Origin of the sequence: Streptomyces cucumeris, assembly GCF_024295805.1 — a bacterium.
GTDB classification, from domain to species: domain Bacteria; phylum Actinomycetota; class Actinomycetes; order Streptomycetales; family Streptomycetaceae; genus Streptomyces; species Streptomyces cucumeris.
The window spans coordinates 397,401-408,703 of record NZ_JANCLX010000005.1 but is presented as its reverse complement, the minus strand read 5'-3'; the positions used below and the strand labels follow the sequence as shown (position 1 = coordinate 408,703).

Genomic DNA, 11,303 nt, shown 5'->3' with positions numbered 1-11,303 from the left:
GGCCCCCCTTGAAATCTTCCGCCCCCTCGGGGGGTTTGGGGGGGGGGCGGCGGGGGGGCCCCCCCCCCCCCCGCGACCGGAACGAACATGACCAGGGAGGCGGGCCACCGTGGCCGAAGAGCGGGACCGGCGAGACGACCAGCGCGACACCGTCCGGGGCGAAGCCCTCGGCAGCGCGCCCGTACCCCTGTCGGTGCTGGACCTCGCGACCGTCGGCAGCGGGGTCACCGCCACCCAGGCGCTGAAGACCTCCGTCTCCCTGGCCCGGCTCGCCGAGCGCCGCGGCTTCCACCGCTTCTGGGTGGCCGAGCACCACTCCATGCCCGGGGTGGCCAGCTCCTCCCCGGCCGTGATCCTGGGCCATCTCGCCGCCCACACCGAGCGCATCCGGCTGGGCTCCGGCGGGGTGATGCTGCCCAATCACGCCCCGCTGGTCATCGCCGAGCAGTTCGGCACCCTGGAGGCGCTCGCCCCCGGCCGGGTGGACCTCGGACTCGGCCGGGCGCCCGGCACCGACGGGGGCACCGCCGCCGCCCTGCGCCGTACCGACCGACTGAGGGAGGGAGCCGATGAGTTTCCGCAGGCGCTGTCCGAGCTGATCCGGTTCCTCGACGACGACTTCCCGGACGGCCACGCCTACGCCCGTGTGCATGCCGTGCCCGGCCCGGTGCAGGGGACCGTTCCCGGCGGGGTGCAGTCCGCCGACCGGCCCTCGGTGTGGCTGCTGGGATCCAGCGGGTTCAGCGCCCGGCTCGCGGGCACCCTCGGTCTGCCGTTCTCCTTCGCCCACCATTTCTCCGCCGCGAACACCATCCCGGCGCTCGACCTCTACCGCGAGACGTTCCGTCCCTCCGCCGTACTGGACCGGCCGTACGCCTCGATCGGCGTCTCCGCGCTCGCGGCCGAGGACCGCGCACAGGCCCACCGCCAGGTGCTCACCGGTGCGCTGTCCATGATCCGGCTGCGCACCGGCCGCCCCGGTCTGGTCCCCACCCCGGAGGAGGCCGAGGCGTATCCGTTCAGCGAGCTGGAGCGCGAGTTCGTGGACAGCTGGCTGGCGAACGTGGAGTACGGAACGCCGGACGAGGTCCGCGAGGGGCTCGACGGACTGGTCAAGCGGACCGGCGCCGATGAACTCATGATCACGTCCACCGCGCACGGCCGGGAGGCGCGGCTGCGCTCCTACGAGCTGATCGCCGACGCCTACGGTCTGCCCGGTGGACATCCCCTCTGACGCGGCACTAGGACGCCGCCGACGAGGCCCGTGATGTGGCGATCATGGCGGTGATGCGGTCCGGTGGCACCGGGCGGGAGTAGAACCACCCCTGTCCGGTGTCGCAGCCGATCCGCCCCAGCCGCTCCGCCTGCTCCGCGTTCTCCACACACTCGGCCGTGACCGTCAGCCCCAGCCGGTGGGCGAGCTGCACCAGCGCCTCGACGATCGTCTCGTCCGCCGGGTTCGGATGCTCCGCCGTCCGGAAGCCCTGGACGAACGACCCGTCCAGCTTCAGCGTGGAGACCGGCAGCCGGCTGAGATAGGCCAGATTGGAGTAGCCGGTCCCGAAGTCGTCGATGGCGATCGCCACCCCCATGTCGCTGAGCCGCTGGAGGGCCTGGAGGGGACGTCCCGCCGAGCCCATCACCGCGGACTCGGTCAGCTCCAGTTGCAGCAGATGCGGCGGCAGCCCGGTCTCCTGGAGGATCGCGCCCACATCGGCGACCAGGTCCGAGTCCCAGACCTGGCGGACCGCCACGTTCACGCTGACCACCAGCGGCCGCAGCGGATGCGCCCGCTGCCAGGCGCGGGCCTGGTGGCAGGCGCTGCGCAGCACCCACCGGCCCAGCGGCACGATCGCGCCGTTCTCCTCCGCCAGCGGGATGAAGCGGTTCGGCGACAGCCGCCCGAACTGCGGATGGTCCCAGCGCACCAGCGCCTCCACCCCGCGCAGCACCCCGTCCACCAGCCCCACCAGCGGCTGGTAGTCCAGGACGAACTCCTCCCGCTCGACCGCCGGGCGCAGGGTGCTGGAGAGCGCCTGACGGGTCATCCGGTGGGCGTTGCGCTCGGGGTCGAAGAGGGTCCAGCGCGCCTTGCCGTCCTCCTTGGCCCAGTACAGCGTGGTGTCCGCGGCCTGCATCAGCCAGGTGGTGTGGGTGCCCGCGGCGGGCCGTTCCACCACACCGATGCTGGCCGACACCGAAAGCCGCTGGCCCACCACGTCGAACGGCCGCTGGAGCGCGGCCAGTACCGTCCGGGCCAGATCGCAGAGTTCCTCGGTGCCGCTGGAGTTGCGCACCAGCAGCGCGAACTCATCGCCGCCGAGCCGGGCCACCAGATGGCCGCCGGGCGCCGCGCATTCGGCCAGCCGCTGGGCCACCGCGCCCAGCAACCGGTCGCCGACCCGGTGGCCCAGGGTGTCGTTGACCGCCTTGAAGCCGTCCAGGTCCAGGTAGCACAGCCCGATCCGGCCGGTGCCCTCCTGGTCGTAGGCGGCCGACTCCAGCGCCGAGGCCAGCCGCTCGAAGAACAGATGGCGGTTGGGCAGCCGGGTCACCGGATCGTGCATCTGGAGATGGCGCAACCGCCCCTGGAGGTCCCGGCGGTCGCTGATGTCCGCCATCGACAGCAGCATGCCGCGGCTGTCCGCGGCGGGCTCGACCGTGATCTCCGCCCACAGCGCATGGCCGTCGGTGTGCTGGAGCCGCCGGGTGCAGCACAGCCGCGCCCGGCGCCCGCACAGCACCTCGCGGTACTCGGTCCAGGTCCGCGGGTCCTCCCGCAGACCGGCCAGATCGGCGGCGCTGCGGGTGGCCAGTACGGCCGGATCGGTGCCCAATAACGCGCCCAGCGCCGGGTTGGCGTCCAGCACCCTGCCCTCGCGGTCGACGACGGCCATCGCCAGCCGCGCCGTATGGAACGCGGCGCGGTAGTCGGCGGGTGCGGCGCCCGGGGGAGCGCCGGAGCCGGGGCCGGGTGCGCCGGCGCCCGTCCGAAGGGGGGGAGCGCTGGGCTCCGCATCACGCTCTGTGACTTTCGGCAGCGTCGCGCCGGGCGCGCGGCCCTGCCCGTCGGGGATTCCGCTCACCGCTCGCTCCCGCGTGGAGTCCGTCGTGGCCAGGTCTGTCGTACACGTCTCGCACATGTCTCACACCGGGTGCCGGGCGGGCCGAGATCGCCCGTCCACGTAGGGAATCCCCGTGGGAAATGTGCCGATCATAGAGGCTCGTACTCCGGGCGTTCCATCGACGTCATCGCGCTCTCCGCAGCCTTGACCGTGTGTTTGGTCGTAACTGTTCGACTCTGCGCGGGCCAACGGCCCGCCTGACCGATTGTGACCGTCTGTTACGTACCCGCATCGCGGCCGGTTCACTCGACCGGTCCAGCCGAACAGGGCGTACCGCCCCTTTCGACCGCAGGGTGGAGTGGGTGTTCCCACTACGCCCGGGAGGTCGACATGGTGCGTCCTCAGGTACCCGAGGGGGTGCACCGATCGCCCCGGCTGCGGCGGGCCGGAGCCGTTCTGACCTCGCTGAGCGCACTGATCGCCACCTCCGTGCTGGCGGGCCCCGCGGCCGCGGCGGGCGCGGGCGGCCCCTGTGACCTGGAGCGCACCGGAGCCCATCACTCCGAGGGCCTGGACACCTGGAACTCGCGTTATCCGCGGCCGGTCCGCTCGCTGGACGCGGTGATGGTCTTCCTCCGCTTCCCGGACGCCAAGCCCAAGGTGACCCCGCGCCGACTCGCCGCCGACCACACCCCGGCCACGGCCGACTTCTTCGAGAAGTCCTCCTACGGCAGGTTCCGGTTGCGGGTGCATCCACGGCAGAACTGGATCACCATGCCCCAGGCGTCCACCGCATACGCGATACAGCGTGACTGGAACTCCGGGCGCCGGGCGGCCTATCTGCGGGACGCCATCGCCGTCTCCGATCCCCGGGTGGACTTCAGCCGCTACGACATCGTCTATCTGGTCGCCGATCCCGATGCCCCGGGCGTGGACGCCGACGCGACCAAGGTGGTCAACTTCGAACGTCCGATCCGTGCGGACGGTACCGATCTGCGCCGCCTGGTGACCGTATTCGAACACCACCCGCCGGACCGCAATGTGCTCGCCCATGAGACTGGCCATGTCTTCGACCTGCCCGACCTCTACCACCGCCCCGAGGACACCGACAACAGCGGTGAGTGGGACACCTACGTCGGCGACTGGGATCTGATGGGCAGCCAGTTCGGACTGGCTCCGGACCCCTTCGGCTGGCACAAGTGGAAGCTGGGCTGGCTCGATGACCGCCAGGTGACCTGCGACCGCGCCCTCGGCTCACGGATGTACACCCTCGAACCGCTCGGCGCCCCCATGAACGGGAGCCGGTCCGGACTCGACACCCGCACCCGGCTGGTCGTGGTCCGCACCGGCCCCACCACGGCCCTGGCCATCGAGGTCCGCGGCCGCTACGGCAACGACTCCCGGCTGTGCACCGAAGGGGTGCTGGTCTACCGGGTGCGCAATGACACCGCCTCCGGTGACGGCCCCATCCAGGTGCTCGACGGCCACCCCACCAGCTCCGCCTGCTGGAGCGAATCGGTCTACCCCGCGCTCGCCGACGCCCCGCTGGGGATCGGCGACAGCCTCGCCGCCAAGGACGACGGCGTCCGGGTCACGGTGACCGGCCGTGCCACCGGGGGCGGCTGGAGCATCAGGGTCACCCGCCGGGAACTGGGCTCCTGACCGTGCCGAGGGCGGACACAGGGGCGTGAGGTGGCGTTTCCGGTTGCGTTGGAGCGTTGCGCCCACCGGTGATCGAGCCGCCTTCGAGGTGGCGCTCCGAGACTGTGGGCCCTTTCCGACCTCGGGCGCCCGGGAGTTGTGCATGACGCGATACGCGAATCTGGCGGAGGCCCTGAAGGAACGCGCCCTCCAGCGCTCCGGTCACGACGCGCTGGTGCACCCGGCCGGGGCCGGCTCCCCCGGCCACCGGCTCTCCTACGCCGAGCTCGACGCCCGCGCCACCGCCGTGTCCGCCTGGCTGCGCGCCCGGGACGCCGGTGGCCGCCGGGTGCTGATCGCCATGGACCCCGGCCCATACGCGGCGGTGGCCCTGCTCGGCTGCCTCCTGGCGGGGGCCGTCGCGGTACCGGTGCCCGCGCCGTACGACTCCCGGACCGACGCCGAGCGCACCGCCGCCATCGCCCGGGACGCCGCCGTGGACCTCGTCCTCACCGAGACCGCGCACGCCACCGAGACCTCGCGGCGCCTCTCGCTCGTCGGCCGCGCCGGCCTCACCTGCCTCGCCGTGGACGGACTGCGTCCGGACGGCCACCCCCACGGCGCGCGGGACGCCCGGTGCGATCCGGCGCCCCACGCCCCCGCCCGTACCGGACCCGAGAGCCTTGCGCTGCTCGCGTACGACTCCGGGCCCGCCACCGCCCCGCGCGGTGCCCGGTTCACCCATGGCCAGCTGCTGGCCGCCATGGTCGCGCTGCGCCGGACGCTCGGCACCGGCCGCCACTCCCGGATCGGCGGCTGGCTGCCCCGCCACCACACCCCCGGCCTGGTCGGACAGGTACTGCATCCGCTCTGGCTGGGCGCCACCGCCGTCACCCTCCCGCCCCGCCCGCTGCGCGCCGACCCCGCCGCCTGGCTGCGGGCGGTCAGCCGCCACGGCATCACCGAGACCGTGGCACCCGACAGCCTCTACGCCCGCGGTGCTGCCGCGGCCACCCCGGAGCTGCTGGCCGGACTCGACCTGTCCCGCTGGCGCACCGCGCTGAACGCCGGGGAACCGGTCTCGGCCGCCACCATGGCCGCCTTCACCCGCCGCTGTGCCGCCGCCGGGCTGCGGACCGGCACCCTGGTCGGCGGCTACGCCCCGGCCGAGGGCGCCCCGGTGCTGTTCGCCGCGGGCCGGGACCCGGTGTCCGGCGCCGACGCCGCGGTCGTCGATCCGCAGACCTCCCGCCGGCTGCCGGACGGGGCGACGGGGGAGATCTGGCTGCGCGGACCGGCCGTGGCCACCGGCCACTGGGGCGGACCGCCGGACACCGCCCCGCTCTTCGCCGCCCGCGTCGCCGGGGGAACGGGCGGCTTCCTGCGCACCGGCGACCTCGGCCTCACGGTGGACGGCGGGCTCCGGATGACCGGACGGCTGCGTGACACCCTGCTGGTAGACGGGCGCACCCTGCACCCCCAGGACGTCGAACGCGAACTGCTGGGCTGCGGACGTCCGCTGGGGTCCGCGCGGGTCTTCTGCGACGGCCCCGGCACCGGCCGGCTGGTGATCGTCCAGGAGGTCCGCGCGGCGGGCGGCGCCCGTGCCCGGCTGCCGCTGCTGGCCGCGCGGATCCGGGCCGCGGTGGCGGCGGAGTTCGGGGTCACCACCGGCGCACTGCTGCTCGTCCGCCCCGGCACCGTGCGCGGGGTCGGTGCGGTCAAGGTGCGCCGCTCCCTGCTGCGCGAACACTATCTCCGCGGGGAACTGCGCTCCCTGCACACCGAGTTCGCGCCCGGTCTGCGCGAACCGGCGCGCGGCGGCGCGGCCTGACCGCCCGCGCACGGCTCACGCACCGCACGGGACGGGTGTTCGACGGGCGGATTCGGTCCGGGAATGGTGAAACAGTCGTCCTGATGCGGGAATACTCGGAGAGGGGGCGATAAAGGGGCGGAATACAACCGGGGGCCACATGGTTCGCGTGCTCATAGCCGAAGACATGCATATGCTGCGCAAGGCCCTGGTCGCCTTGCTGGAATTCGAACCCGATATCGAAGTCGTGGCGGAATTCTCCAGCGGTACCGACATCCTGCCGCGCGCCCGGGAACTCCGTCCGGACGTCGCCGTCCTGGACATCGACCTGCCCGGCATGGACGGGCTCACCGCCGCCGCGGAGCTGCACACCGCCGTTCCCGAGTGCCGGACCATGATGCTCACCAGCCTCGGCCGGCCCGGGAACCTGCGCCGTGCCCTGGCCGCCCATGTCTCGGGCTTCCTGTTGAAGGACAGCAGTCCGGACAAGCTGTCGGACGCGATCCGGGCGGTGGCCAGGGGCGAGCGGGTGATCGACCCCCAACTGGCGCTGGCCGCGCTGGACGACGGTCCGCAGCCGCTGACCCCGCGTGAGCTGGAAGTGCTGCGACTGGCCTCGGAGGGGGCGGAGTCGGCCCAGATCGCGGCCACGCTCTTCCTGTCGGTGGGGACCGTGCGCAACTACCTGACGTCCGCGGTGACCAAGCTGAACGGCCGCAACCGGGTGGACGCCATCCGGATCGCCCGTGAGGCCGGCTGGATCTGACATCACCTGGATCTGACATCACCTGGATCTGATGTCACCGCTCCCCGGCGGCCCAGGAGGTGGCACGGGAGGGGTTCAGGCCGTCACGGCCGGCCCCGGACCGTACTCCTCCTCGGCCCCGCGGCGCGCCCGCCGCCGGGGCTCCGGCTCCATGGACAGCTCCAGCTCCGCCCGCAGTTCGAACCAGCCGTCCGGGCGGACGCCCGCGCACAGCCGCCCGCCCAGGCCCTCCAGCCGCACCTTGAGATTGCCGATCCCGCTGCCGCCGTCCGTACTGTCGGCGCGCAGGATCGTGGAGGGTTTGCCCACCCCGTCGTTGACCAGCGTCAGCCGCACCCGGCCCCCGGTGCGCCGGGCCTCGATCGCACAGGTTTCGGCCTTGCTGTGGCGCAGTACGTTGGTCAGCCCCTCGCGGAGCACGCTCGCCAGCACCGTGTCCACCAGCTCGGGCAGATCGCCGCAGCCGATGTCCGAGGTGGCGCTGATCCCGGCCGCGGCCAGCATGGACCGCGCCGACTCCGCCTCCGCCGCAAGCGACATGGTGCGGTAGCCGCTGGCCACCGCGCGGACATCGGCCAGCGCCTGGCGGGAGGTCTGGAGGATCTCCGAAAGCTCGCGCTGGGCACGGGAGTTCTGCCGCGGCACCAGCCGGTGCACCAGTTCACACTTGAGGGTGATGGTGGAGAGGCTGTAGCCGAGCAGGTCATGGACGTCCCGGGAGAACCGCAGCCGCTCCTGCGCGACCGCCAGCCGGGCCAGTTCGGCGCGTGACCGGGAGACCTCGGCGACCAGTCCGGACAGCCGGGAGAGCCCGAAGACCACCAGTCCGGTCAGTGCCGTGGAGACCGTGGTGTAGCCGACCTTGCCCCAGCCGAAGCCCACTTGGAACAGCAGCACATCGGTACAGAGCATCACCGTGGCGAACGCCGTCCAGCCCAGCGCCGGTGAGAGCACCAGCAGCGCGGAGCCCGCCAGGAACCCCGGCATGCCCAGCCACGCCTGCTCGAAGACGGCGAACGGCAGGAAGGTCAGCAGCGCCTGGAGGGTCAGCGTCCAGTGCCGGGCGTCGGCGAACCGGGGCACAAGACCGGGGAAGGAGTGGACGAGCTGGAGGCCCAGCAGCGCGACCATCGGCAGGAGGGCCAGCACCAGCTTGGCCGTGCCCATCGCCCGGCCCGAGGGGCGGGAGTCGAGCACATAGGTCACCGCGACGCAGAAGTAGCCCACGAGGACCACCACGGTGATCACGACGGCCAGGCGCGGCGCCAGGTTCTCATGAGGGCGCGGCCGGTTGTCCCCGGGATCGCCGGGAAAGAGGCTCCGCTGCACTCGTCCTCCGGATGGTCGGGCCGGATTGGGCGGCTTGCCCGAGAGTATCCGATCTAAGCTGCAGGTGGAGAGGTCGCGTAGCGCGTTGATATGACGCTGGGTGTGTCGAGGGAGCACCGGGGGTTCACAGGAAGAGGGGAATGGGGTTGAGACAGCGGTAGGGCGTGGGGCCGGGCAGCCGGCCGAGGGCCACCGGAACGTCGAAGAGCCGGCCGGGCGCGAACCGGGGCCAGTGCGGGCGCAGTCCGGGGACGAGGACCTTGGCCACGGGCAGTCCGACATCGGGCCGGGTCTGGTCCAGCACCAGCAGCTCCATCCCGCGCCGGTGGACCATCTCACCTATGGACGCCACCGACAAGCCGTCCGGCGGGGTGGATATCGCGGGGGGCGCGGCGTCCGGATCCGGCGCCAGATAGGGCCGGCCTGCGGTGGTCGCGGTACGGAACCAGCGCAGTGCCTCGGGGTCGGCCGCGCCGTAACCCCCGCCGTCGGCACGGGCCTCGACCACCGCCGGGAGCATCTGGTTGAGCTCGGCCAGGGCGTGGCACAGCGCGGTGAGCCGGTCGGGGTGGGCGCCGAAGCCCAGGGTGATGTCCTCGGCGGGCTTGTCGGTCCGGCGGGAGAGCGCGGCGACCACGGGGACACCGAAGTCCGTGGTGAGGTCCAGGGCCCAGACCTCCCGGCGCAGTCCGGCGTGCAGCTCGCGCACCTCGTCCGGCCAGGGGTCGCCGAGGCCGTCCAGGGCGATCCCGGGCTGCCGGGTGCGGTTGTACCACCACAGGGCGACCGCGTCCCGCTCCACGAGCTCCAGGAAGCCGCGGACCACCGCGTCCTCCAAAGTGGCCCCGGCCGCCGCCCCGTTGGAGTCGGCCCGGCAGAAGCGGCGGCCGGGGGCCTGCGGCGCTCCGTAGTACAGCAGCGCGGTGGGCAGCAGCCGATGGCGCCCGGCCGTCACCGACCACACCGGCGTCCAGTCCAGCTCCGCGTCCTCGTCGAACGGGTCGTGGATCCGGTGGCGCGCGGCGGCCGTCCGGTCCCGGAACTGGCGGGCCGCGAAGAGCTGCACGGTGTCGGGGTGGACGGCATCCCCGGGGGCCAGATCGCGGTAGCGGGCGCGCTGCCGGGGCTCGTCCCCCTGGAAGTGGCCGCTGTAGTGCTCCAGGGCCTCGCACAGGGCGCCTGCGCGGGCCTGCTCGGCGGTACGGCCCTTGCCGTGGGCCGCGGCGCCCAGACCGGCGCGCAGCGCGTCCAGGCCGCCCAGGAGGTCCGCCCCGGTGAACGAGGGGTGGCGCGCATGGAAGCAGTTGAGCCCGTCGGGGCCGCGCGGATCGCGGCGGATCTCGGTGATCAGCCCGGTGACGGGGTCCATGAGATGGCCGAAGGCCTCCAGCACGCGGCGGGGCGAGGTGTCGGCGGGCGCGCGCCGCTCCGCCAGGTCAAGCGGTGCCCGCACCCGCGCCGCCACCAGCTCCGGATCGCCGCAGCCGGGGCACTGCGGACGGCGGAACAGCGGATGGCGGTCCACCGTGGTGCTCAGGCTGTCCAGTACGGACAGGGCGCGCTGGCCCGGGTGCCGGTGCCCGGCCAGCCACGTGGCCGCCTCCAGGGCGGCGAGCTGCAGCGCGGCGGCCCGGCTCGCGGGCAGTGACGCGGGTGGCCTGGGCACCGGTCCGGACCGGCCCAGCCTGCGCTGGAGGTACGCCTCGGCCTGGCGCCCGCGCCACAGCCGGTCGGCCAGGCAGGACCAGCAGGGGGCGTCGGGGGCGCCGAGGAACGGGCCCAGCCACGCCTGGGTGCCAACGGGTTTGACGGGCAGCCAGCGGCGCCCGGCGGCACGGTGCTCACGGTCGACCGCCGCCAGTCGGGGGTCGAGATAGTCGTCGCAGACGACCAGGGTGAGATCGGCGTCGTGAGGTTGACGCGGTCCCACGGGGCATATGTCACGGGGGAGTTCGGCGTCCACAACGGTCCGCGCCCTGCCCACCGGTGTGCCCTCCGCGGCCCGCAGACCGGCGGCCCGCAGCGCCCGGAGCGCCTCCTCCGGATCGGTGGAGCCGAGGGCCCGCACCGCCACGGCCGCCGTCGCGGGGGCCCGCGGGGACCCCGCCCGGCAGCCCTCCGGGCCCGGCCCGGCCAGCTCCCAGTACGCCTCCTCCGGGCCCGGGAGACCGGCGCTCCCGCGCTCGCAGACCAGCCCCGCCTCCCGCAGCCGGGCGATCACCAGCTCGGCCTGCTCCTCGGGGACGGCGCTCGCCCGGTCCGCCGCGGCGGCCGCCTCGGCCAGGATGCGCGCGAGGTCCCGGGATCCGTCCAGCAGCGGGGCGAGGGTGGCGACGGTCCGTCCGTGGAGTGCCGTGACGCCGTGCTCGGAGACGAGGTAGACGGCCTCGCCCGGGACCGGCTCGACCCGCAGGTGCGGGGTGAAGCCCAATTCCCCTGACATCCGCCGGTCAGTCTCCGGCGGTGCAGATGCAGATGCAGGCGCGTGGTGCGACAACTCCCCGCGAGATGTCGGTCAGTTCCTCGATGACCAGGTCGTCGTGGAAGACCGGGAGCGATCCGGCCCGCGCGGTCACCGCCGCGACGGACGCCAACTCGGCGGTGCTGGAGGGGGATGTGAAAGCGGGCGCGTCGATCATCGCGCTCTCCTCGGATGAGAGGGGCAGGTCCCCGCGGAGGGGCCGCGTCG

8 protein-coding genes are annotated in these 11,303 nt (G+C 73.5%); 4 read left to right on the top strand and 4 right to left on the bottom strand.

The annotated features are described in order from the left end of the window. Nucleotides 1–109 precede the first annotated feature (109 nt). Nucleotides 110–1,234: an LLM class flavin-dependent oxidoreductase gene (locus tag NMK44_RS10650; RefSeq protein ID WP_254740789.1), complete on the top strand. Its 1,125-nt coding sequence runs from the start codon at nucleotides 110–112 to the stop codon at nucleotides 1,232–1,234. 7 nt (nucleotides 1,235–1,241) lie between these two features. Here NMK44_RS10650 and NMK44_RS10645 read toward each other — a convergent pair whose 3' ends face one another. Further along, nucleotides 1,242–3,143: a putative bifunctional diguanylate cyclase/phosphodiesterase gene (locus NMK44_RS10645; protein ID WP_302888004.1), complete on the bottom strand. Its 1,902-nt coding sequence runs from the start codon at nucleotides 3,141–3,143 to the stop codon at nucleotides 1,242–1,244. A 312-nt stretch (nucleotides 3,144–3,455) separates the two neighbouring features. Here NMK44_RS10645 and NMK44_RS10640 point away from each other — a divergent pair, with 312 nt between their 5' ends. The 3 genes from NMK44_RS10640 (at nucleotide 3,456) to NMK44_RS10630 (ending at nucleotide 7,285) form a co-directional block, all read left to right on the top strand. Beyond that, entirely contained in the window at nucleotides 3,456–4,727 is a 1,272-nt protein-coding gene (locus NMK44_RS10640; RefSeq protein WP_254740787.1) for a M6 family metalloprotease domain-containing protein, read from the top strand. Nucleotides 4,728–4,869: 142 nt separating this feature from the next. Next, nucleotides 4,870–6,540, top strand: coding sequence for an AMP-binding protein (locus tag NMK44_RS10635; RefSeq protein ID WP_254740785.1), 1,671 nt, complete (start codon nucleotides 4,870–4,872; stop codon nucleotides 6,538–6,540). A 139-nt stretch (nucleotides 6,541–6,679) separates the two neighbouring features. Next, nucleotides 6,680–7,285, top strand: coding sequence for a response regulator transcription factor (locus tag NMK44_RS10630; protein ID WP_254740783.1), 606 nt, complete (start codon nucleotides 6,680–6,682; stop codon nucleotides 7,283–7,285). Between the two features lie 75 nt (nucleotides 7,286–7,360). On the opposite strand, the gene NMK44_RS10625 is transcribed toward NMK44_RS10630, so the two are convergent. The 3 genes from NMK44_RS10625 to NMK44_RS10615 all read right to left on the bottom strand — a co-directional run bounded on the left by NMK44_RS10625 (nucleotide 7,361) and on the right by NMK44_RS10615 (nucleotide 11,253). Next, the gene (locus NMK44_RS10625) at nucleotides 7,361–8,614 is read right to left on the bottom strand and encodes a sensor histidine kinase (protein WP_254740781.1); all 1,254 of its coding nucleotides are present in this window, start codon (nucleotides 8,612–8,614) and stop codon (nucleotides 7,361–7,363) included. A gap of 124 nt (nucleotides 8,615–8,738) precedes the next feature. After that, entirely contained in the window at nucleotides 8,739–11,057 is a 2,319-nt protein-coding gene (locus NMK44_RS10620; protein ID WP_254740779.1) for a TOMM precursor leader peptide-binding protein, read from the bottom strand. A 7-nt stretch (nucleotides 11,058–11,064) separates the two neighbouring features. After that, nucleotides 11,065–11,253 carry a hypothetical protein gene (locus NMK44_RS10615; RefSeq protein WP_254740777.1) on the bottom strand — a complete coding sequence of 63 codons (189 nt, stop codon included), beginning with the start codon at nucleotides 11,251–11,253 and terminating at the stop codon, nucleotides 11,065–11,067. Between the last annotated feature and the right edge of the window lie 50 nt (nucleotides 11,254–11,303).